16 protein-coding genes and 1 pseudogene are annotated in these 23,846 nt (G+C 35.9%); 15 read left to right on the forward strand and 2 right to left on the reverse strand.

The features are described from left to right. The first annotated feature begins 5 nt into the window (after positions 1-5). Positions 6-2,432, forward strand: coding sequence for a phenylalanine--tRNA ligase subunit beta (gene pheT, locus HMPREF3182_RS01275; protein WP_062485053.1), 2,427 nt, complete (start codon positions 6-8; stop codon positions 2,430-2,432). 129 nt (positions 2,433-2,561) lie between these two features. Here the strand turns inward: pheT and HMPREF3182_RS01280 are convergent, their stop codons facing one another. Further along, the gene (locus HMPREF3182_RS01280) at positions 2,562-3,956 is read right to left on the reverse strand and encodes an NCS2 family permease (protein WP_062485055.1); all 1,395 of its coding nucleotides are present in this window, start codon (positions 3,954-3,956) and stop codon (positions 2,562-2,564) included. 817 nt (positions 3,957-4,773) lie between these two features. Here HMPREF3182_RS01280 and HMPREF3182_RS01285 point away from each other — a divergent pair. The 8 genes from HMPREF3182_RS01285 (at position 4,774) to HMPREF3182_RS01325 (ending at position 17,281) form a co-directional block, all read left to right on the forward strand. Then, positions 4,774-6,192, forward strand: coding sequence for an autotransporter outer membrane beta-barrel domain-containing protein (locus HMPREF3182_RS01285; protein WP_062485057.1), 1,419 nt, complete (start codon positions 4,774-4,776; stop codon positions 6,190-6,192). A 51-nt stretch (positions 6,193-6,243) separates the two neighbouring features. Beyond that, positions 6,244-7,644, forward strand: a complete 1,401-nt coding sequence (locus tag HMPREF3182_RS01290; RefSeq protein ID WP_062485058.1) for an autotransporter outer membrane beta-barrel domain-containing protein — start codon at positions 6,244-6,246, stop codon at positions 7,642-7,644. Between the two features lie 674 nt (positions 7,645-8,318). Then, positions 8,319-9,893 (forward strand): S-layer homology domain-containing protein, encoded by a 1,575-nt coding sequence (locus HMPREF3182_RS01295; protein ID WP_062485094.1) that lies wholly within the window; start codon positions 8,319-8,321, stop codon positions 9,891-9,893. Between the two features lie 14 nt (positions 9,894-9,907). Next, positions 9,908-12,241 (forward strand): TonB-dependent receptor plug domain-containing protein, encoded by a 2,334-nt coding sequence (locus tag HMPREF3182_RS01300; protein ID WP_062485060.1) that lies wholly within the window; start codon positions 9,908-9,910, stop codon positions 12,239-12,241. A gap of 713 nt (positions 12,242-12,954) precedes the next feature. After that, entirely contained in the window at positions 12,955-13,230 is a 276-nt protein-coding gene (locus tag HMPREF3182_RS01310) for a GyrI-like domain-containing protein (protein ID WP_072270815.1), read from the forward strand. Positions 13,231-13,314: 84 nt separating this feature from the next. Further along, positions 13,315-13,761 (forward strand): nucleotidyl transferase AbiEii/AbiGii toxin family protein, encoded by a 447-nt coding sequence (locus tag HMPREF3182_RS01315; RefSeq protein ID WP_062485062.1) that lies wholly within the window; start codon positions 13,315-13,317, stop codon positions 13,759-13,761. 491 nt (positions 13,762-14,252) lie between these two features. Then, entirely contained in the window at positions 14,253-15,149 is an 897-nt protein-coding gene (locus HMPREF3182_RS01320) for a HamA C-terminal domain-containing protein (protein ID WP_062485063.1), read from the forward strand. Further along, positions 15,146-17,281, forward strand: a complete 2,136-nt coding sequence (locus HMPREF3182_RS01325) for a DEAD/DEAH box helicase (protein WP_062485065.1) — start codon at positions 15,146-15,148, stop codon at positions 17,279-17,281. Before HMPREF3182_RS01320 ends, HMPREF3182_RS01325 begins: the two co-directional genes overlap by 4 nt. 190 nt (positions 17,282-17,471) lie before the next feature. Here HMPREF3182_RS01325 and HMPREF3182_RS01330 read toward each other — a convergent pair. After that, positions 17,472-17,825, reverse strand: a pseudogene (locus tag HMPREF3182_RS01330) (plasmid mobilization protein); the annotation flags it as partial. Between the two features lie 383 nt (positions 17,826-18,208). Here HMPREF3182_RS01330 and HMPREF3182_RS01335 point away from each other — a divergent pair. The 6 genes from HMPREF3182_RS01335 (at position 18,209) to HMPREF3182_RS01350 (ending at position 23,810) form a co-directional block, all read left to right on the forward strand. Beyond that, complete coding sequence (locus HMPREF3182_RS01335) at positions 18,209-18,781, forward strand: TetR/AcrR family transcriptional regulator (protein ID WP_009369753.1); 573 nt, start codon at positions 18,209-18,211, stop codon at positions 18,779-18,781. A gap of 103 nt (positions 18,782-18,884) precedes the next feature. Further along, the gene (locus HMPREF3182_RS01340) at positions 18,885-20,624 is read left to right on the forward strand and encodes an ABC transporter ATP-binding protein (RefSeq protein WP_062485067.1); all 1,740 of its coding nucleotides are present in this window, start codon (positions 18,885-18,887) and stop codon (positions 20,622-20,624) included. Beyond that, a complete protein-coding gene (locus HMPREF3182_RS07850; RefSeq protein WP_456237716.1) occupies positions 20,617-21,357 on the forward strand; it encodes an ABC transporter transmembrane domain-containing protein in 741 nt (246 codons plus the stop codon). Before HMPREF3182_RS01340 ends, HMPREF3182_RS07850 begins: the two co-directional genes overlap by 8 nt. A gap of 61 nt (positions 21,358-21,418) precedes the next feature. Beyond that, positions 21,419-22,264 (forward strand): ABC transporter ATP-binding protein, encoded by an 846-nt coding sequence (locus tag HMPREF3182_RS07855; RefSeq protein WP_456237717.1) that lies wholly within the window; start codon positions 21,419-21,421, stop codon positions 22,262-22,264. Then, positions 22,261-22,431 carry an ATP-binding cassette domain-containing protein gene (locus tag HMPREF3182_RS07510; RefSeq protein ID WP_072270816.1) on the forward strand — a complete coding sequence of 57 codons (171 nt, stop codon included), beginning with the start codon at positions 22,261-22,263 and terminating at the stop codon, positions 22,429-22,431. The genes HMPREF3182_RS07855 and HMPREF3182_RS07510 overlap by 4 nt, the downstream gene beginning before the upstream one ends. Positions 22,432-22,535: 104 nt before the next feature. Beyond that, a complete protein-coding gene (locus tag HMPREF3182_RS01350) occupies positions 22,536-23,810 on the forward strand; it encodes an ATP-binding protein (protein WP_235808616.1) in 1,275 nt (424 codons plus the stop codon). Positions 23,811-23,846: the final 36 nt, after the last annotated feature.

Raw genomic sequence — 23,846 nt, forward strand, 5'->3', positions numbered from 1 at the left:
GTCATATGAAAAGTTCATTACAATGGATGAAAGAATATGTAAATATAGATTATATTACAGATCCGCAACAATTTGCAGATACGTTGACGATTGCTGGCATTCCTGTGGAACAGGTAGAATATTGGGGACAAGATATTAGTAAAGTATATAGTGGAAAAATCAATACGATTGAAAAACATCCTGATGCGGATAAATTATTGATTTGCCAAGTTGATATGGGAAAAGAAACCCTACAAATTGTAACAGGGGCACATAATATTCAAGAAGGCGATATTGTTCCTGTTGCTGTGCATGGAGCACATTTACCTGGGGGTGTAAAGATTAAAAAATCAAAATTGAGGGGAATATTATCGCAAGGGATGTTTTGTTCGGCGAAAGAATTTGGTTTTGATGATACGGTATTGTTGCCTGAAGAACGTGAAGGTATTTGGATTTTACCGGCGGATACACCCGTAGGAGAAGATTTGGTAACGTATTTGGGTATTGCCGATACTGTTTATGAATATGAATTAACACCCAATCGGGCCGATTGTTTTTCCATGGTGGGATTAAGCCGAGAATTTGCTGTTTTGGGTAAAGCACAAGCAACGTATCCTAATATTACGTTAACTGAATCGGCAGACCCAGTTGATTCTTATTTGACTGTATCTGTGCAAGATGCGGATTTATGTTCCCGTTATACTGCACGTGTTCTTACGCATGTTAAGATTGGTGCATCTCCTTTATGGTTACAAATGCGATTGCGTAAATCAGGGGTACGTCCGATTAATAATATAGTTGACGTAACGAATTATGTCATGTTGGAATTAGGTATCCCTTTGCATGCGTATGATTATGATAAAATAAAAGATCATCATCTTGTGGTACGTCGTGCTGCTGAAGGGGAAGAGATTCAGACCTTAGATGAAACAAAACGCATTTTACATAAAGATATGTTAGTTATTGGAGATACGGAAAAAGCAGCCTGTGTAGCTGGAATTATGGGTGGTTTGGCTACGGAAGTTACGGCAGAAACGAAAACCGTAATTTTGGAATGTGCCTCTTTTAAGGGATCTAATATTCGGCATACTGGACGTACTTTGGGATTGCGTTCGGAAGCATCTGCACGTTTTGAACGGGGACTTGATGCGGAAGGATGTATTGCTTCGTTAAATCGTTGCGTTCAATTATTACAACAAATAGCGGTTTGTGAAACGGCAGCTGGTATTGTTGATGTTTATCCACATAAACAAGAAGTAAGACATATTACTTGTTCCGCTACACAGATTAACGAGTTTTTAGGTACAGATATTGCCGAAGAACAAATGATTTCTATTTTGCAAACATTGCATTTTATTGTCCAAAAAGAAGGTAACGTGTTTAACGTTACGGTTCCTTCTTATCGTGGTGATTGTACTGAAATGCCTGATATTGCAGAAGAAGTAGCTCGTATTTATGGCTATGAAAATATTCCATCGACTCGTCCATGGAGTCATATTACGGAAGGAACGGAAACACGTTCACATCAGTTGCGAGAAAAAGTTTCTGATGTATTAAGTCGTTATGGGCTAAGTGAAACAGTAACTTTTAGCTTTATGAATACCTCGTCTTTGGAAAAATTATTATTTCAGAAAGACGATAAAGTATATCAGGCTGTTCCTATTTTAAATCCGATTACAGAAGAATATCCTTACATGCGGACTACCTTATTACCTTCTTTGATGGATGTTTTAGCGAGAAATCAAGCGGTTAAAAATCCTACTGTTGCTATTTATGAAATAGGGGCAGTATACATACCGAAAGCATTGCCTTTGGTAGAACAACCGGAAGAACATCAGCAAGTGATGGGACTTTTATATGGAAAACGAATAGGCCAAGTTTGGAACGATGTGGCACAAGAATATGATTTTTATGATGTAAAAGGAATTGTTGAGTATGTTCTGCATACCTTTGGCATTCAAGCAACGTTACGGCGTTCTACATTTGCCCCGTTGCATCCGGGAAAAGCAGCGGAATATGTGATAGATGATCACGTTTTATGCCGTTTTGGAGAGCTGCATCCGCAAGGGGTGGATCAATATGATGTGGACGGTCCTGTTTATATGTTTGAATTTGACATCGACACGTTGTTGCCATATGTTCAATTTTTACCGAATTATCAAAAGATAGATAAATTCCCTGCTATGAGTAGAGATTTAGCTTTTCTTGTTCCTGAAATGGTTTCGCATCAACAAATTATGGATATTATCCAAAAAGAAGGCGGCTCTTATTTAGAATCAGTTACTTTATTTGATTCTTATCAAGGGGAACAAGTACCTAAAGGGTATAAAAGTTTGGCATATGCATTAGTATTTAGATCAAGCGAAGGAACACTTACGGAAACGGATATTCAAGGCGATTTAGACCGCATTATACAAACGTTGAAAGAACAATTCGCTTGTGAATTAAGATAATACAGACCACAATAAAAACCGCTATGATCATGTAGGTCATAGCGGTTTTTGTGTTCTTGTGTAAACGTTTTCCGTCAGGCGTTTGTTTTTTTCTTGTGGAACCGGTCCGGCGGATTCGGCGTTAGGTAGTTACAAGACAACATATTTAAAGGCAAAAATGATAGCTAAAATATACATTAAAGGGCTAATTTTTTTGTAGTGTCCAGTAGCTAAATTAATGATTACATAAGAAATAATGCCGAAGGAAATGCCTTCAGAAATACTATAACAAAACGGCATGCTGATGATGGTAATGTATGCCGGAATTGATTCGCTGAAATCATTGAAATCAATGCCCGTTACCGAGGTCAACATGAGGAAGCCCACAATGACTAATGCCGGGGCTGTTGCAAAGGCAGGAATAGCCATAAAAATCGGTGCCAGAAACAGCGAAAGTGCAAAGAATATGGCTACAAATACAGCTGTTAAGCCCGTGCGTCCGCCTTCACTGACGCCGGTAGCACTTTCTACATAGGTGGTAGTGGTACTGGCACCTATTAAGGCACCTATGGAAGTGGCTACGGCATCGGACATTAAAGCACCTTTAATACGGGGTAATTTTCCTTCTTTATCCAGCATATTGGCTTTGGAAGATACGCCGATTAATGTTCCCAAAGTGTCGAAGATGTCTACAAAAAGGAAGGCAAAAACGACAACTGCAAAGTCTAAGGAAAAGAAGCGAGTAAAATCGAGTTTGCCCAGCAGAGGAGATAAACTGACGGGCGTAAAGGAGGCGATACCGGCGGAAAGATTGGGAATGACACTATACATATGAAGTTCGGGATTCGGTACATACCAGCCTATTAATTCACAAATGACAGCCAGAATCCAAGTAAAGAGAATACCCAAAAGAATATTGCCACGCACTTTTCGAACAATTAATGCCGCTGTTAATAAAATTCCGATCATGGCAATGAGGACGGTAATGCCGACGGTATGAAAGGAGCCGTTGAGTAAAGAATGTTTAAAGGAAAATAAAGATATTTTTGTGGCAGGATTGGCAACAATAATTTGTGCATTTAAGAGACCGATAAGGGCAATAAATAAACCAATCCCTGCAGAAACGGCTTTTTTTAAGGTTAGGGGAATTGCATTAAAAATAGCTTCACGAACATTGGTTAAGGATAAGACAATAAAAATAATCCCTTCTACGAAAACCGCTGCTAATGCCATTTCCCAAGTGTATCCCATTTGTAAAACTACCGTATAGGCAAAAAAAGCGTTCAGTCCCATACCGGGAGCCAAAGCAAAGGGATAATTGGCAAAGATGGCCATGCATAGCGTGCCTACCAAAGAGGCTAAGGCGGTAGCGGTTAGCACGGCACCTTTGTCCATACCGGTAATACTCATAATTGTCGGATTGACAGCCAGAATATATGCCATTGTCATAAAGGTCGTAATCCCGGCTAAGAGTTCCGTTTTCACGTTTGTTCCGTTTTCATGTAAATGGAACAAACGATTCAAAAAACCAGAATTGTTTGTCATAGTACACTCTCCTTTGAGAAAAATAATAATAATTGAATATGTGTATTATAGGATATTCTGGTGATTTGGACAATAGGTGAAGTAAATTTGCTTGTTGTTCGCTACGTTTTTTTTAGTATATTCGTTTTTATCTATATATGAAAAGATAGACTATTATGGTACATATAATGTATTTTATATTATTTATAGGCTATATAGAGATAGACAAAAATAGAATCTATGCAGTTGTGAAAGGTGTGTAACAATATAGGGAGAACAAATGATGAAAAACAGCAAGGCATTTACTATGTGTGGTTACGAGTAGAATTAAATGCACCTTATCAAGTTGTATCTGGTTAAGCTAGCTGCCTAAGCCGCCGTATTTATGTTGTGAAGGATGACTAACGGCAAAACGTAAGACGATGTATTACTGAAAACATGGGAGAAAAGAACTCTATAAAATGTCAATATCTAGCAATTTATTAACAGATTGATATTGGATATGTAGAATAGATAATAACGCTCTTTGCCATTCTAAAAAATAAAGATACGAGTAAGTCGATATTAACAAACGAAAGTAATTTTCATAGTGACAGATACAGAGGGGTTAAAATGATGGAAGAAGGTGATATAGGAAGAGAAAAAAATTCTCATCTTTATCGGCGATCTTGGTTCGGGGAAAAGTAAGATCATTCGAGATTTATTGAAGCAGACGGGTGGAAAATTTGTTAATTACGGGAGGGTTATAGAGAAAATAGGATATAGGACTTGCATATTTATCAGAAATAATAGTAAAATATAAAAATATTAGCTTAAAAAACTGTGGAGGTTGTACAGGATGAAAAAAACTGTATGTTGGTGGGCCGTATTGACGGTGATGATGACCGGTACGGTGACGGCAAATGATTTATATACATATCGTTATGTTAATTCGGACGGTACGATTGTCAATATTACGGATGCGGGATATACGAAAGTGGGAGAAGTAGCGGCAGCAGGAAAAACGTATTGGGTGGCCTTTTCGGCGGTACCTAAGTCGCAGGATACGATTATCGGTAAATTGGCAACGAATGTACCGTTGACTCATCACGAGGGCCTTACGGTTATCAAGCGGATGCCCGATCCGGAGCAGCCGGGGGAGCAGATAACTGAACTGGAGCAAGAAATTCCTCGTAATTTATATGGTGAGGCAAAATGCCCTCATGCATGGGGAACCACAGACGGAATCGAGGTTTCTGTACCGAAGACTCCGGGAAAAATGGTATTGCTTAATAATGCCGTTCATATAGAGCCTACCGACAGGGATACAAATGTGGATTTGGCGAAGATCTGTTTACAGAATGGTGAAACCCATGGGAAGGTGTCCGCAGTGACGGAGCCGGCAGCGTGGTGGACCCATTATACGTCGGCACATATACAACATGTGCGGGTAGTGGGAAGCAAGCGGTTGTTATGGGAACGAGATGCGGCGGGGAAGTGGAAAACCGAAATGCGGTATAATCTGTTTGAGAAAGAAACGCAGCTTCGTGTATGGACCATCGGTAAAAATCGCACAGGGCGTGATAAGAGTGTAAACAGTATGTATTTCTTTTACGGACAAGAGGCCGGTCGATATTTCAGGTCGTCCGTTCTTGATGAAAGGATACGGTGGATTACGAATCCGAACGGCTTTCATGTAGCCAATGCCAAGACGGATATGTTCGGCGTGGGATTTCGTAAGACTAAACCTTTTTCACATGGGCTGTATGGAGAAGTACTGGGGCAATATGCCGTATTTGACCGTCAGATACATACGGTAAATGACGGCATATATGGCAGTCAAAAGGCGTCCGTACAGGGATCGGATGTGGGACTGTCGGTGGAAGCGGGGCGGCATATAGAGGTCATGTCTCATGTATTTTTACAACCGGAAGTGCAGTATACGTATCATTTGTATGATCAACATGCGTATACGGACAGTTTGCAAAGGAAATTCGGGCGTATATATCGACATGAAGAAGACATCCGTGTCGGTTTGCAAGTAGCGTATAAGGGTATTTATGCGAAGGTGAACCGATATTTTTCGTGGTATAATCAGTATCGTTTGCCGGCGGCAACGGAATATGAAGTCGGGGTGGCACGACATTTTCATCAGAACGGCGAGTTGGGGGCGGCGATTTCCTCCCGCACGATGGTATTATGGCGTTCAAGAAATAGCGGTAAAACGTATAAAAAACGGCAACAGACCTATCGCTTTTGGGCACAATTTCACTTTTAAGCGGTGTGTCGATGGCATCTGTAAAGGAATGACAAGAAAGGGATAAATCGCATGAAAAAAATGGTATATAGTGTTTTGGTCGCAGCCTGCTTATTCATGACCGAGGTTGCGGCGGCAAATGATTTAAATACATATCGGTATATCCATCCGGACGGAACGGTGCATGAACTGACGGATACGGATGATTATACGGAAGTGGGAAGAGAAACAATAGAAGGAAAAGAGTATTGGGTAGCCGTCATGATTCGGCCCCAAGATGAGTACACTAACATATATAAGATGAAGACAAATGCACCGATAGATAAGAATAAAACGGTCGGCTTTATTTTGCGTAATCGTACGAAGGACCCGAAAGACGGTACGGTCGTGACTGAATTGGAAAGGCCGGTTCTGCGACGGGTATATGGGGGTTGGTTTAGCACCGGTGCTGTAAAGTTGACTGTTCATGGGAAAAATTATATGTTTCTCGATAACAAGGGAAGATTTGTATTACTTAATAATGCCGTACACATCCTGCCGTCCGACCCGGATACCGGGCTTGATTTGGCGAAAGCGGGCATTATGAGTTTGGAGCGGCGAAACGTGGCGGCAGCGGAAAAAGAGAAGAAATCATCGTGGTGGACAACGTATACGACAAACCGTATACATCGAAAATATTTCGGTACATTTAAGGTACCGACGTGGGAAGTCGATAAAAATGGGAAATGGAAAATAAAGGAAATTCGGAAAGGTTTTTTTAAGAATTCCTATAGTCAGGTGTTAGGTGTCGGCAGGAATACAATCGGACAGGACGGGAGCCTTACGGGGATATATTTCTTTTATGGGCAAGAAGAGACGCAATATTTAGGAAGAACTATCATGGATGAAAATGGTAACTTTATTTATAATAAAGCAGGGTTTCATGTGGCGAATGGAAGTACCAAGATGTTTGGCGGCGGTTTAAGCAAGACAACGTATTTTTCGCATGGACTGTATGTAGATGCGTTGTGTCAGTATGCAGTTTTCGGCAGAGATATACATACGGTGAATGACGGTGTATATCGTAGTCAAAAGGCTTCGGTACGGGCGGATGATATAGGGCTGTCCTTGGAAGTAGGGCGGAAGATTCAGATGCGGAATCATTGGTCGATGCAGCCGGAAGTACAGTATACATATCATCACTATGTACAGGATCCGTATACGGACAGTTTGCAAAGAAAAATTGCCCGGGCGGATATACGGGATCGAGAATTTAGAGTCGGTATGAAGGTCATGTATCGGGATATATATGTTAAGTTCAATAAGTATTTGAATTATACAGACGGTAAAAAGATAGATACAGAAACGGCAATCGGGATAGATAGGGAAAGAAAAAACAATTATAGCATTCATTCTTCCGTGACGTATCGAACGGGGGTACAGCGAGAGGAAGAGCAGGTACGGCTGAATATTTCAGTAAAAAAATATTTATAAACAGGCAAGGGACGTTTTCAAGGGTCCCGGTAAAGACGGCAGCTTCGCGGCGAAATGCGAAGCATGCCGTTTTTTTATGATATGTGCCGATTGGTTGTAAAAACAACGTCTTGTCGGCAGAGTATTAAAAAATACTAAGCTACAAAATTCAAAAAGCAGACTCGCTTTACCGTTAAGGTACGAGCGAACACATTTTCAATACAGGCGTTTGTCTTCCTTTAAGGGAGACAAAAGAATAAAAGCAACAAGCGTAGAAATATAGTAGCAATTAATGAATGGAAAGAAAAAAACAAAAATTAGAAAAAGAAGTGAAAGCACTAAAAATATTGGTCTATCATTTGATTAAATAAAAGCACTAATGATCTATGTGCAGTATATTAGTTATAGCGATTATGTAGTTAGATAATAAATAGATGCCGGCCTGTATGTTATAGGTGGCATCCATTTTTTTGTTGCGTTACAATAGGAAGCTTTCATAGACGGTTGTTTTTTACAAGAATTTTATGGTGGAATATATTGTCATATTATTAATAAAAAATAAAAAATTAGTGAAAAATGTGAGAAAAATGTCGGATTGGATTATTTTATGTCCAAATGGAGTAGAAAAAGTACTCGGGGGGGGGTATATTAAAAAGGAAAATAAGAATAATATCATAATGGAGAGAGGGGAGTATATGAAAAAGTTTCAAAAAATAAGCATAACGTTGGCGGTTATGTCATTAATAGGTTTTAGTGGTGCTTATGCAGAAAATCCTTTTGTCGATGTGCCGTCTGACAGTTGGGCATATCGGTCCGTGGCAGATCTTGCGAATTCCGGCATCATTCAAGGTGTAAATGGGAAAGAGTTTGAAGGAAATCGGTCTATCACTCGCTATGAAGCCGCAGAAATTACGGCGAAAGCTTTAGCACAAGTAACACGGGCGAGCACATCACAACGGCAAGTTATTTATAAATTGGCACGAGAATTTGCTACGGAATTGCAAACACTGGGGGTACGAGTGGATCAATTAGAATCCCGCGTAGGTACGGTAACCGTATCGGGAGATGCTCGGTTGCGTTGGCGGCATCAGAAAGCTATGTCGGGTCGGTATGAATTTTTACGGTGGAATTATCCGAATAAAAAGTTTGATAAGCGAGATGAAGCACATTATGAAGTTGATGCAGGATATAGCGGTGAGCGAGCTTGGGATTATCAGATGAATTTGCGGGCGGATGCACCCGTAAACGAAAGGGTAAATCTGCATGTGGGGGTTACAACGGATAATCAGCAGTTTAGCAGTAACGAAACGGCACAGACCACTAAAACGTTTATTAATCGAGCCTATATCAATTATCGGCCGTTGAAGCAGGTTCTTCTGCAAGTAGGACGATTCGATGATTACACACTGGGCAAAGGGTATCAGTACGGGGATGTTTTGGACGGTGCGATTATTCGCCATGAAACCGGCCAAGGCGGTCTTACTGCCGGCTATGGTAAATTAAAGAGCGGCGATACTACGATGGCACGGGTCTATGCTTTTGATGAGCAGGGCAATCAGAAAATGGTGGAATGCCCCGGTGATAAGTGGAGTAAAATATATGGATATACAACGGCCCCCCTTCAGGTAAAAACGGCTTTTCTGTCGGGGGATACGGCACTGAATGAAAATACACACATAGGTCTTTATTATAGTCGATTTATGGTGCCGGCCAAATATCGTTCCTTGCCCGATGGGACGGAAGCACATAAAACCTATCAGTCCGCCTTCCGTGCAACGTCGCTTTGGGGAACGTATTTGGATTTTCTCTTTCCTCATGAAGGGCGTTTACTCTTAAATTATGAACAGGTACAGCAAAATGATGCGGCAAAAGTGATGGCCGATGAGCGTGGTATGAAAGCCAAACCTGCCATGTGGTTAGGCCGGTTTACCCTTGGTAACGTACAGGAGAAAGTCGGTTCTTGGGATATGTGGGTTGAATATTTGCATGCCGACAAGGGGGCACAAGTAGGCGGTTCTTCGGCATCGTGGCGTAAAGATGTTGATAATATCAAATCGGTGGGACTGGGCATGGATTATCGTTTGGCTAAGAACGTGACGCTTTCCGTTGCACAAACGATTAGTTCCAGTTGGATAAATCGTACACCCGAACGCGTGGCTCCTTGGAAAAAAGATCTTGGTCCTTATGATAATAAAGGTGAAACTATTTATCGGGAAAAAACAAGCGAACCGCAAGAATATACGAGTGTTTCCTTAAAGGTAGTATTTTAATGAAGGAGAAAAGTATGAATAGACGAGCTTATATGGCCGTGGTTGCGATCTTATTTAGTAGCATCGGCATGGGCGGCATGCTTGATGCGGCTTCGTATACGACGGGACAGGTCGTAGTAAAGGCGGAAACGGCACGAGAAATGATTCAAAAAAGACCGAAAACGGTAACCGTTGTCGGCAAAAAAGAAATTAAAGAAAAAAAGATGCAAAACTTACGTGATGTCTTGGAAGCGGTTCCGGGGATGTCGTTTAGTATTGATCCGATGAATCGAACGAATTATTCTCTGCGAGGAGCAGAAAGTCGGCACGTTCCCATTATGATGGATGGAATGAAAATAAGCGGAGAACTGGCAAAACTAGCGGGGGCAGCCAATGAATTGGAACGATTTTCAACGGAGGACATTGAACGTGTTGAAATTACACACGGTATTTCCGGTGCTCGCTATGGTGCGGATGCCATTGGGGGCGTGATTAATATTATTACGAAACGTCCGCAAAAAACGGGTGGTTATCTTGAGGTGGAAGCACGACAGACGGCACATGACCATCAAGGGGAACAGCTCTATCACATGGGATATAATTTGGTAGATACGCATAAGCAAGTAAAACTATGGGGGTCGTGGTCTAAAACGGCACCGCATTATAATCATGCGTACTGGGATTATGATTTTACCTTAATTGATCCGAATGATAGGTACCATGATTTAAAAAAGTCGGAAATTTTGAAACAAATGGAACCGGTCAAGACGCCGAAGAAGGCAAGTCAGATTTCCGATAATTATTTTGGTAAGCGCAGTCAGTGGGGAGCGACATTTTATTGGCAACCGCAAGACTCGACCGAAATCTCTTATGCCTATGATAAGATGATAGACGATACGCAGACGCGTAATTTTTTGGGGCGAATAAATTTGGGGCATCTGAATATAGGTATGGGATGGGATTTTGTCAATGATAAAAATAAAGATCTCTTTTGGACGACCTACTTACAGGGCATGAATCATATTATTCGCGATAATCATATGCTGTCGGTGCGTCATTTTTGGGATAAGGGCGAACTTCGCTTGCGTATAAAAGATTCGATGTATCACAAGCATTTTGCTACCCTCTTGCGGACCGTTATGTATAATAGTTATAAGACTGATTATATGGAAAGTAATGATCGGACGTATGAACTGACCTGGGAAGGGTATCCCAATCAGCAACATGGGGTCACTTTGACAACCCAAGTGAAGACCAATTACGGCATGGGCTCGCGGATGATCGTGCCGGGGCATCGGGTGCAAGATTATGAGGCATGGATTTGCTCGGGTGATATATTTGATCCTAATGTAGAAGAGTTAACTAAAGAAAAAAATATGGGGATAAAAGCAATTCCTATGTACCGTGCCGATATGCGTGAATGGAATGTCTCTCTTGCCGATGACTGGCAGATTAATAAGCAGTGGCGTATTTTGCCGATTATTCGGTATACACATCATACGACAGGAAATCAGTTCAGTGGTGAAATAGGCACGGTGTATGCACACAAGAATACGAAAATCAAATTTAACATTGGTACGGGATTTTCGACACCCGGTATTATGGAACGATATCATGCGTTTTTAATGATGCCTTTAAGTGTGCTTTGGGAAAAAGGCCCGAAAACCAATTATTGTGTAAATCCTGATGCACCGGAAGATAAGCGTGTTTATTATTATCCCGGTTGGTGGTGGGAAGGCAATCCGCAGTTACAGCCTGAAAAGGCCTTTGGGATGGACCTTTCTCTGGAAAAAAGGTATCGTAAAAGCAACGCGAAGATAACGGCATTTTATAATAATATTCGCGATTATATGAACTTTTTCCGAACGGATAGAAAGTTACCGCCGAATCATCCTGCTAATTTGCAGAAAAATGATTCGATATATTGGATTTATAGTTATAATAATTTGGATCGGGTCACCTTGTCGGGGCTGGAAGCGGAATATACACAGTACATTAATCCGTACTGGACAATGACCGCTTCGGCTACTTATCTCCATGCTATTGAATCAAAAACGGGCAAACGGCTGACGATGAAACCGGAAATGAAGTATTTATTCACGTTACGCTATAAAAAAGATAAATGGAGCGGTTCGTTCTGGGGAGAATATAGTACGAAGTACATTGATATTTTCGATAAAAAATATATTCGCGTGGATATAGCCGACGGTATTCCGAAAAATTACGGCATTTGGAACATGATTATTGAACGGCAACAAAATAAAAATTATTCCATCTATGCGGGGGTTAATAACATCTTTAATTACGAATCACCAAGTTTGGGGATTTATGGAAGAGTCATTCGTATCGGCCTTTCCGCGAAGATGTAACGTTGCTTATATAGAGTGAGATTTAATAGGGAAAGTCGGTGGTTTGTGTTGTAAAATGGGAGCCTATATAGCCGGGAAATGTGGCTATATAGGCTCCCGTTTTTAATGATGGAGAAATCATTTAATGATGTAATGCCGTCTTTTTTTATTGGAGAGAATAAAATAGGTAGATCATTTTAAAGCTAATAGGCAGCGGTTTAAACTTCTTCGAATCAAGCTGGAACCCTCAAGGCTACAATGCAAGCCATATCAAGAAAAGATACGTGGATATACAAGTTCACTATGTAAAAAAAGACTTATACGAGATTGGTAAGACAGAAATAAAATCACCACAAGACAACCTTATCCCAGTTTATGATATAGATCGAACAATTTGTAACATCATAATCGACAGAGATAAAATAGATAAGCAAATTTTTATAGAAGCCTTAAAAAGATACTTTAAATCACAAAATAAAAATCTAAGACGAATTATTAAATACAGTAGACTATTTAAAATAGAAGATGAAATCAGAAAATATATGGAGGTATTATCGTGATTAATATTGAGAGTATAAAGGGAAAGATAAGCAGTCTGGCAGAGAAGAAAAATAGTATAAACATGTGATGCTATAATATTTGTATTAGCATTATTGGGTATAATTTAATAAATCCTTGTACAATTTAAATGAAAGGTGGTGGAAATATGGATATAATGAAATCATTTAACTTATATATACTTAGCTGGTTTTGATTTGAAGGATGAGGTAAAAGCTAAGGAGTTAGGTTTAAATATACTCAGCATTCCTGAAAAAGAGTATGTTATTGTAAGCTTACAAGGACCTATACCAAAGTGTATTCACGAAGGATGGAAGTATATTATTTCATATTTCTTCCCTAAAGAAGGATATAGACATGATGAAAGTCCTGATTTTGAAGTATATGGAGATGGAGACCCTAATTCAGAAGATTATAAAATGGAATTATGGGTTCCTATAGTAAAAGAATAATTTAAATTCATTTAACGGCATCTATCAAATGGTAGGTGCTCTTTTGATGGCTATTAGTAAAAATAGGAATGAGTAAAAAATCCAATGAAACTAGACCTAACAACAGGAGATGCAATAACACCAAGGGAGATAGAATACACCTATCTTTGTATCTTTAGCAAAAAAGATATAAAAATAATGGCATATCCACTAGAAACAATTCTCGCAGAAAAATACGAAACCATAATCAGAAGAAATATAACAACAACACGAATGAGAGACTTTTACGACCTATACATCCTCTACAAACTAAAAAAAGATGATATAGATTATAAAATTTTAAAAGAAGCAATAGAAAGAACTTCCGAGAAAAGAAAAAGTCAGGAGGAAATGCAAGACTATGAGGAAATAATCGAGGACATAAAAGAAGATTCATACCTAAGATCCTTATGGGAAGTATATTTCAGTGAAAATAAGTATATTGGAAATCTGAAGTTTGATAAGGTTGTTGACGTAGTGAGAATTATTTCAAATAGAATTAATGAGATGTAATTTAACGGACACTGTCTGGCAAATTATAGACAAGAAAATATTAAAGACTAAAGAAGTGATATTGATCTACTTCTTTTTTAATACTTAAATGTTATTTCGAGGAGAACGTTTTTATATTAAACGAACATTTAATGGTATAATATAATAAATAGGGGGTTTCGACGTAGAGCATATTGAGAATTTTTAGTTATAATCTATAAAAAAACTGATAGATTTAGACATGATAAGTCATGAATTGATGGGAAAGGCAAAAGTTAGTAAAAGTAAGTTTTATAAAATGACGAACGGGAAAATATAACTGCAGATATTTTTCTTAGGATTTGGGATCTTTTGGATTGAGGTATTCTAGATATATTAGAGTGCGTAAATAAAGATTATATATAATATACGAGTTAGTAATTAGAAGTAAGTTTTCAAACATTAAACCAATTATTTTAGTGAATAAACTTCTTAAGTAGAGATATAACAAAAATAAAATTTAAGGAGAAAAAATGAGTCATAAGCATTCAAATAATATAGAAATCAATAATAGATTGCATATTTACTATATAAGTTTTGATTTACTTGATAGTGGATATGGACAAGTAAAAGATAAGTTCTATGATGAACTTTTTGATGATATTCCTGCTTTTGCGTTTGGTACTGATGTGATGAACGAGAAAAAAGATAAAATTGGTTTAGTACCTACTGTAAGAGAAGCAATGAAAAAACTATATACAATAAAAGAAATTCAAGAAGCCAGTAGAGAATATTTAAATTCTAATTCAACAGAAGACAAATATATCAAGAGAGGAGAATTTGGAGAGTTACTTCTATATCATCTTTTACACGAATACTTTAGAGCCGATGCATTAATATCTAAAATATATTTTAAAGATAGTGTGGGTAGTGTTGCCCATGGATTTGATGCGGTTCATGTAGATGTTAAAGAAAAAATTATATGGTTAGGAGAATCTAAACTATATAAAAATCCTAAAACAGCAATTGATGAACTTGCAAAAGATGTAGAGAATCATTTTAATGTTAATTTTCTAGACAGCGAATTTCAAATAATTACAAATAGAATACACGATTCTAAAGCAGCTTGTGATGATTTTATTTTAGAATTATTAGATCCTAATACTAAAATTCTCAGAAAATTAGCCAATATTAATGTATGTTTGTTTGCTGCATTTGAAAGTAAGAGCTTAGTCAACTTTAATAAAGATAATTTCGAAAAAACATTAAAGGAAGAAGTAGAAAAATTAGATAAGAAAATGAATACTTTATTAAGTCAACACTTATGGGCAAATTATCTAAATGTTTATTTGTTGGTATTTCCTTTAGATAATAAGAGAGAATTTGTATCCTCTCTTCATCAAAAATTAAAAGGAGGGCAGCAAATATGAATGATAGTGTTAAATTTAATGCTGACTATTTGAAAGATTTTGAATATAATTGGAATTGTACTAAATATTATTCTTCTGTTATAGACACAACTGAAGCTAGAAAATTTTTAATAAATGTACTAGAAAATTGGGATAAAGTAAATAATGAGGCTAAATTAATTTGGTTGGACTTGGTTGAAAGAGCAGGTTTCTATCCTTATTATATTGATAAAATTAAAAATATTGAAAATTATAATCAGTCTTTGCAATCTAGTATTAGAAGTACTTTTTTTAAATCTGAATATTTAAATGGTGTATACTTTCATGAGAAACAAAAGGAAATTGAAATAGCAATTAATTTAAAGAAAAATGTTGCGGTTAGCGCACCTACGAGCTTTGGGAAAAGCCTATTTATTGAAGAATTTGTTGCCAGAAAACAGTATAACAATATTTTAATAATTCAACCAACTCTTGCATTAATTGATGAAACACGAAAAAATATGTATAAATATTTAGATTATTATAATATTGTTATTAACACCAAACAAAAAGCGACTGATAGAAATATTTTTATTTTAACAGCAGAGAGAGTACTTGAATATGAGGCTATGCCTAAAATTGATTTTTTTATTGTTGATGAATTCTATAAGGTTAGTAATTTGAGAAATGATGATAGAGTAGATGCTTTAAATATTTCTATAATGAAGATAATGAATGATAAACCTCAATCTTTGTTTTTAACACCTTCTGTTAACTCGCTTTCAGATAAATTTATAAAAATTTATGATGTGGAATTTTTCAAGACAGATTATTCATTGGTGAATACTAATATTATAGAAGTTCGAAAGAACAATAAACCGTTTAAAAGCAAAGAAAAGAAACAAGAACTATTTAAATTGCTTAAGGAACTAAAAGAACCAAGCATAGTGTACGTAAAATCACCTAATGAAGCATATAAGTTAGCAAATGAGTACATAGACTACTTAAAAAATGTTGATGTTGTGAATAGAAATTTACCAATATTTGAATGGATGGATGAAAATATATCTGAAAAATGGGATCTTAAAAAACTCATGAAGTATGGGATTGGAGCTCATAATGGTGCTTTACCAAGGCATATTGTTTCTTCTGAAATTGAAATGTTCAATGAAGGAATTTTACAAATTTTGTTTGCTACTGTATCACTAATAGAGGGAGTAAATACGGTTGCAAAAAACATATTGATATTCAGTAACAAAAAAGGTGTTAGAGTCATAGATTTTTTTGATTTTGCAAATATCAAAGGAAGGGCTGGAAGAATGGGAAAGTATTATACAGGAAATGTTTATTTATTTAATGAACAGCTTTTGCCAGAAGATTTTTCCATAGATGTTCCTTTTATTGATCAAAATGATATTTCAAATGAGATTTTATTTAATATACCTGATGATTATGTTGAAGATAGAAATAGAAAGAAAAGTTTAGTGTCAGGAATACCAGAAGAATTACAAACTATAATTAGAAAAAATTTGATCTCTGTTGAAGGGCAGAAGAAATTATATAATTATATTAAATCGAATGTTAATAATTTGTCGTATTTAAAGTGGAGTAAAATTCCTTCATTTGAAGATTTGTGGAAGACGCTAAATTTGGCATATAAATTCTTAGAAAATAATAATAATGAAAAGTTTGCAAAGTTACAAGCATTAATGTCATTAGATATTGTTAATAGGCCATTAAAAGAAGTAATTTATACAAGAGGAGAATATATAAAAAAAACAGATTCAAATAAAAATTTTCATGAAAAAGCTATAGAAGATGTTTTAAAGTTTGTTAGAAATGATGCAAATTATAAAATTCCCAAATTACTATCAGTTGTAGAGTCTATTCAGAGATATGTTTTTGAAAATATTCATAATGGTATATCTGGAGATTATAGTATATTTAGTTCATTATTAGAGAATGGCGAGATAAGTGAAAATTTTAGATTTTTAGTTGATTATGGTGTACCATTATCAGCTGTGAAAAAAATAGAAGTTGAATTTAACAAGTGTAATAAAGAAAACTATGATAATATATTTATATTACAATGGTTGAAGCAAAATATTAATATATTTAATAGTATATTACTGGAATATGAGTATAATTTACTGAAAAAATCTTTAAATTTTTGAATATTATGTAGAAGATTGATAGTTTTAAAGGGGGCTGTGGGTCTGTAAATAATTTTGTGTATCAACCTAAATCCTGATAAAAGGATAAAGGTTGATACATTTTTTATGTATCAATGTTTGACCATTCCTATAGAAATGAAGATTTTCTTAATTTTACACAGTTTCGATGTATTTTTGTAATTGCCATACTATCACCAGAACTTTCTTTTGATTTATTTAGAAGTAGGGAATGGATATGCCATATTTCTTTTGATAATTTTTCTATCTGTTTATTCATTGAGTCGATTTCATTTTTGTAAATAACACCAGTTGTATTAGTGACTTTTGCAATCTGATTGATATTGCTTGTAGCGTTGGAAAGTAATCCCTGTAAATCTCTAAACGGCTCTAAATCCACTTGATATATTTCCTTTTCTAAAACGCACTTGCGAATGAAATGGCTCATATTTCTGCATTTAGAAAGTTTTCTTTTTTCCTCAAAAAGAGCCTTTTCTTCTTCAGTCAATTTAATTTCAAGTCTTTCGTTTTGTATTCTATTTGTCATAAGTAAATCTTCCTTTGATGCATTTCGGGGGCGTAGGGTTCTCCCTAACAAGGTAAAAATTAGCAGTAGACTTCAACCAATCGCTAACTATATTAGCTCTGGGAAAGTCCTTGCATAGCACCTATCAAACACTCAAGTAAATTTTCGTGTGGTTAGGTGCGTAAAAAAATGGAGCATGCCGTAAAGGTATGCTCCATTAATTTTTTTCGTAAGTGTCCGTACACTTATTGTGCTTGCTATTAAAGCTATAAGCGTTAAGCGTGTTATTTATATTAAATCAATTATACCATACTTAGAATATAAGTTCAGGCACTATTGACAAATACTGAATTACTATTTGTTATTAAATATAAATTCAGTATTAAAATAGAAAGAGGTGTGATATGGCACAAGTATTAAAAGAAGAAGTTAGAAATAGAATACTCGAAGCAGCAGAAAAAGTATTTTATAAAAAGGATTATAGAGGTGCCAAATTAACAGAAATTGCAAAAGAAGCAGATATTCCTGTGGCACTTATTTATACCTATTTCAAAAATAAGGAAGTTTTGTTTGATGCAGTAGTAAGTTCTGTTTATATAAACTTCGAGTCAGCTTTTAATGAGGAAGAATCTTTGGAAAAAGGTTCTGCTTTTGAAAGGTTTGATGAAGTTGGAGAAAATTATATTCATGAGCTTTTAAAAGAGCGTAAGAAGTTAATTATTTTAATGGATAAAAGTTCAGGTACAAAGCATGCAGAAGCAAAACAAAAACTCATATCGCAAATGCAGGTTCATATTGAAGTAAGTTTAAAAAGACAATCAAAACAGGAATATGATCCAATGCTTGCCCATATTTTAGCCAGTAACTTTACGGAGGGGCTTCTTGAAATAGCGAGGCACTATCAAAGTGAAAAGTGGGCAAAAGATATGCTAAAACTTATTGCAAGGTGTTATTACAAGGGAGTGGAATCCCTGTAATCAGCACTAAAAAATAGACTTTGTGTAATCAGCAAAGTCTTACTTTAAATCTTAATATTGAATTAAAATTCAATATTATTCAATTTTGAAAGGAGTGTTGTTCATGCCGGAAAAGGAATTAAGGAAAAAAGTGATTGGGAAAAATGGTTTATCCAATTCACTTCTTGCTTTAAAAATAGTATTTGATTTGATACCACAAATCTTACTTGTATATTTGATTAGTTCTTTAATCACAAATAATATTAACGAAGGTAATTTAAAGTATATATTTGGGGGAATCTTTATATCGTTTGTGTTAAAAGGCGTGTTTTACTATTTTGCAACAAAGGTTGCTCATGAGAAAGCATACGAAAAATTAACAGAACTTAGGTTAGATATTATTGAGCATCTAAAAAAACTAAGTTTGGGATTTTTCAAAGAACATAATACAGGGGAGCTTACGAACATTGTTCAGCATGATGTGGAGCAAGTGGAAGTATACCTTGCTCATGGTCTTCCTGAAATAATGGCAGTTACGCTTCTGCCTACCATTATTTTCATAGCCATGCTTTTTGTAGACTGGCGTCTTGCTTTTGGAATGATTGCCGGAGTTCCACTCATGTATTTGGTAAAAGTTCTTTCACAGAAAACAATGGATAAGAACTTTGCTATTTACTTTAACCACGAAAAGAAGATGAGAGAAGAGCTAATGGAATATGTAAAAAATATTTCTGTTATTAAGGCTTTTGCTAAAGAAGAGGAGATAAGTGAAAGAACATTAAAAACGGCAAGAGAATATGTTTACTGGGTTAAAAAGAGCATGGGGATGGTAACAATCCCAATGGGACTCATTGACATATTTATGGAGATTGGAGTGGTAATTGTCATGATTTTGGGAAGTATCTTTCTTTATCAGGGGAATATTACAACGCCTAATTTTATCCTTGCAATTATTTTATCATCTGCGTTTACAGCATCTATAAGTAAGACTGCTACATTGCAACATTTTTCTATTGTGTTTAAGGAAGCACTAAAGGCGATTGGAAAAGTTTTAACGGTTCCGCTTCCAAACAAAAATACAGAACAAGGTTTAGCGTTTGGAAATATAGAATTTAAAGATGTGAATTTTACATATGGAAAAGATGGTTTTGAGCTTAAAAATATCAATTTAACTTTTAAGAAAAATAGTTTGAATGCCTTTGTAGGAGCAAGTGGTTGTGGAAAGAGTACGGTATCTAATTTGCTTATGGGATTTTGGGATGTAGACGAAGGACAAATACTAATAAATGGAAAAGACATAAAAGAATACAGTCAAGAAAACATCTCAATGCTGATTGGTAGTGTGCAACAGGAAGTTATCCTTTTCGATTTAAGCATTTTTGAAAATATAGCAATCGGAAAACTAAATGCAACAAAAGAAGAAGTCATAGAAGCAGCTAAAAAAGCAAGATGCCATGATTTTATTTCAGCGTTGCCAAATGGATATGAAACACGAGTAGGTGAAATGGGAGTTAAGTTATCCGGTGGAGAAAAACAAAGAATATCAATTGCGAGAATGATACTTAAAAATGCACCGATTTTGATATTAGATGAGGCAATGGCAGCTGTTGATAGTGAAAATGAAAGACTAATCGGTGAAGCGATTGACGATTTAAGCAGGGATAAAACCATCATTACAATTGCTCATCATCTAAATACGATTAGAGATTCAGACCAAATTATTGTTATGGATAAGGGTCTTGTTCTTGATGCGGGAAGTCATGAAGAGCTGATGAAAAGATGTGAGTTCTATAAGGATATGGTTGAAGCACAGAACAAGGTAGATAGATGGAATTTGAAAGAGGTGGTAACAGAAAATGTTTAGAGAAATGTTAAAACTACTAACAAAAACCGGGAAGAGAGATTTGATTATATCAAGTGTATTCTTTGCCCTTTATGGACTCAGTTCCATAGCCATGATTGTTATCGTATTTTCTATACTGTTCCAAATCTTTGATGGAACGAGCTTAGTAAGCCTATATAAATATTTTATTGCGATTGGATTACTTGTAGTCTTCAAAGGTATTTGTAATATGGTCGCAGATATGAAAAAGCATAGTGCAGGTTTTGATATTGTTCAGCAAATAAGAGAACGCATGATTATTAAATTGAAAAAATTCAGCTTAGGATTTTATACCAATGAAAGACTGGGCGAGATCAATACAATTTTACACAAAGATGTTGATAATATGTCCCTTGTTGTAGGACATATGTGGTCAAGAATGTTTGGTGATTTTTTGATAGGTGCAGTCGTATTTATTGGTCTTGCAAGTATTGATTTAAAACTTGCTATTCTGATGGCTGTATCTGTTCCGATTGCACTTGCCTTTCTATATCTGACAATTAAGCAATCTGAAAAAATAGAAAATCAGAATAACTCAGCACTTCTTGATATGGTTAGCTTATTTGTTGAATATGTGAGAGGGATACCTGTATTAAAGAGTTTTTCAAACAATAAGAGCTTGGATAATAAGCTTATGAATAAGACAAAAAAGTTATATTGGATATTTAGTTCTTTTAATTGCAGGAACAATATTTGTTGTAAAGGGAAATCTTGATGTACTTCATTTTATTATCTTTGCAGTAATTTCAAAAGAGTTTTATAAGCCATTCGCTTCTATGGAACAACATTATATGTACTATGTTTCGGCGGTAGATAGTTATGAGAGACTTTCAAGAATTTTATATGCAGATGTAATCCCGGATAAAGTGAATGGAATTGTTCCGCAAGATAATGATATAGCATTTGAAAACATAGATTTTTCTTATGAAAAAGATGAATTTAAAATGGAAAACTTGAGCTTTTCTATTGCTGAAAAAACAATGACAGCCTTAGTTGGAGAATCGGGAAGTGGAAAGACTACGATAACCAACTTGCTTTTAAGATTTTATGATGTGCATAAAGGAAAAATTACCCTCGGAGGAACTGATATAAGGGATATCCCTTATGATGAGCTTTTAGATCGTATCAGCATTGTCATGCAGAATGTTCAACTGTTTGATAACACGATTGAAGAAAATATCAGAGTAGGTAAAAAAGGAGCTACAAAAGAGGAAATCATTAAAGCTGCAAAGAAGGCAAGGATACATGATTTCATTATGAGTTTACCAAAAGGTTATAAAACTGATATTGGAGAAAATGGTGGGATTTTATCAGGTGGACAAAGACAAAGGATATCCATTGCAAGAGCCTTTCTAAAGGATGCACCTATTTTAATTCTTGATGAAATGACAAGTAATGTTGATCCTGTAAATGAATTGTTGATACAAGATGCTATTACAGAACTTGCAAAGAATAGAACTGTACTTGTAGTGGCTCATCATTTAAAGACAATTCAAAAAGCTGACCAAATTCTCGTATTTCAAAAAGGCAATTTACTTGAAAAAGGAAAGCATAGAGAACTTCTTGAGCAAGATGGCTACTACACAAAATTATGGAAAGCTCAGTACGAGGTATCATCATGATTTTGTTAAAAGCTGTTTCTTATGAATGGGAAGATGGGCGAACTGCTTTAAAAGATATCAATTTTGAAGTTAAAAAAGGTGAATTTATCTTGATTTTAGGAAAAAGTGGACGTAGTAAAAGCACGCTTGGAAATGTAATGAATGGTCTTATTCCGCTACTTGAATAAAACTAGCCAAATACTTGAATTAAAACTAGCCAAATACTTGAATTGAAATTAGACAAACACTTGAATAACTGATAAAATCTACTTAAGCATGAGTATGGGAGGCAATGATGAAAGAGTATTTACCAAGAATTGCAGATAAATTGTTAGAAGAACGATTAGACGCAAAGGGTGCAGTTTTAATTGAAGGTCCTAAATGGTGTGGAAAGACAACAACAGCGAAACAAAAGGCTAAAAGCTTTATATCGATGGATCGTCCTGATATGACGAGACAATATCAGCAAATGGCAGAGATTTCTCCAAATACGCTGCTTAAAGGAGAAACTCCAAGACTTATTGATGAGTGGCAAATTTCACCTAATTTATGGAATGCTGTGCGTTATGAGGTTGATAATAGGGATGAATTTGGTCAATTTATCTTGACAGGGTCAGCAGTTCCTAATGGATTTGATGATTCTATGCATACAGGTACAGGAAGAATTTCTAAGCTTTTGATGAGAACCATGAGTCTATTTGAATCAAAGGATTCTAGCGGTGAAGTTTCTATTAAAGACTTATTTAAAGGTGAAAACATATCAGCCATTAATGAAACGAGTCTTGAAAAAATTGCTTTTTTCATTTGTAGGGGGGGATGGCCAAAAGCAATTGGGTTAGATGAGAAACCGGCATTATTTCAAGCGATAGATTATTTTGATGCTATTGTGTCTACTGATATTAGTAGAGTGGATTTCATAAAAAGAGATAAAGAAAGGACTAAGAAATTACTTAAATCCTATGCAAGACATGTAGGCACGCAAAGTTCTTTAGAAACGATTAGGCAAGATATGTTAGCTAATCAATCAGATACATTTGATCAGGGAACACTTTATTCTTATCTGGATGCCTTAAGAAAAATATTTGTTATAGAAGATTCTGTCGCATGGAATCCGAATTTAAGGTCGAAAACATCTATACGAACAACGGAAACTAGATATTTTTCAGATCCATCTATCGCAACGGCATCATTAGGTATGGGGCCTAACGATTTACTAAATGATTTAAATACCATGGGATTTTTATTTGAAAACTTATGCGTTCGTGATTTAAGAATTTATACAGATTATTTAGATGGGACAGTTTATCATTATAGAGATAAGTCTGGATTAGAATGTGATGCAGTGATTCATTTAAGAAATGGAGCTTATGGACTAATTGAAATTAAACTCGGTGGCGATAAATTAATTGAGGAAGGCGCTAAAACTTTAAAAGATTTGGCCTCTAAAATAGATACAAAAAATATGTTCAAACCATCATTTATGATGGTATTATGTGCCAAAGCACCTTTTGCATATAAAAGAAATGATGATGTTTATGTAATACCTATTACTGCTTTAAGACCTTAATAGTTTTTAGTATTTATATATTTCCCCGCACGCCTT

This window comes from Megasphaera hutchinsoni, from assembly GCF_001553405.1.
Classification (GTDB): Bacteria; Bacillota; Negativicutes; order Veillonellales; family Megasphaeraceae; genus Megasphaera; species Megasphaera hutchinsoni.

Excerpts from the sequence above, each read along its gene's own strand:
- pheT (WP_062485053.1), top strand. The coding sequence starts at position 6 with ATGAAAAGTTCATTACAATGGATGAAAGAATATGTAAATATAGATTAT.
- HMPREF3182_RS01280 (WP_062485055.1), bottom strand. The coding sequence starts at position 3,956 with ATGACAAACAATTCTGGTTTTTTGAATCGTTTGTTCCATTTACATGAA.
- HMPREF3182_RS01285 (WP_062485057.1), top strand. The coding sequence starts at position 4,774 with ATGAAAAAAACTGTATGTTGGTGGGCCGTATTGACGGTGATGATGACC.
- HMPREF3182_RS01290 (WP_062485058.1), top strand. The coding sequence starts at position 6,244 with ATGAAAAAAATGGTATATAGTGTTTTGGTCGCAGCCTGCTTATTCATG.
- HMPREF3182_RS01295 (WP_062485094.1), top strand. The coding sequence starts at position 8,319 with ATGAAAAAGTTTCAAAAAATAAGCATAACGTTGGCGGTTATGTCATTA.
- HMPREF3182_RS01300 (WP_062485060.1), top strand. The coding sequence starts at position 9,908 with ATGAATAGACGAGCTTATATGGCCGTGGTTGCGATCTTATTTAGTAGC.
- HMPREF3182_RS01315 (WP_062485062.1), top strand. The coding sequence starts at position 13,315 with ATGAAACTAGACCTAACAACAGGAGATGCAATAACACCAAGGGAGATA.
- HMPREF3182_RS01320 (WP_062485063.1), top strand. The coding sequence starts at position 14,253 with ATGAGTCATAAGCATTCAAATAATATAGAAATCAATAATAGATTGCAT.
- HMPREF3182_RS01325 (WP_062485065.1), top strand. The coding sequence starts at position 15,146 with ATGAATGATAGTGTTAAATTTAATGCTGACTATTTGAAAGATTTTGAA.
- HMPREF3182_RS01335 (WP_009369753.1), top strand. The coding sequence starts at position 18,209 with ATGGCACAAGTATTAAAAGAAGAAGTTAGAAATAGAATACTCGAAGCA.
- HMPREF3182_RS01340 (WP_062485067.1), top strand. The coding sequence starts at position 18,885 with ATGCCGGAAAAGGAATTAAGGAAAAAAGTGATTGGGAAAAATGGTTTA.
- HMPREF3182_RS07850 (WP_456237716.1), top strand. The coding sequence starts at position 20,617 with ATGTTTAGAGAAATGTTAAAACTACTAACAAAAACCGGGAAGAGAGAT.
- HMPREF3182_RS07855 (WP_456237717.1), top strand. The coding sequence starts at position 21,419 with ATGGAACAACATTATATGTACTATGTTTCGGCGGTAGATAGTTATGAG.
- HMPREF3182_RS07510 (WP_072270816.1), top strand. The coding sequence starts at position 22,261 with ATGATTTTGTTAAAAGCTGTTTCTTATGAATGGGAAGATGGGCGAACT.
- HMPREF3182_RS01350 (WP_235808616.1), top strand. The coding sequence starts at position 22,536 with ATGATGAAAGAGTATTTACCAAGAATTGCAGATAAATTGTTAGAAGAA.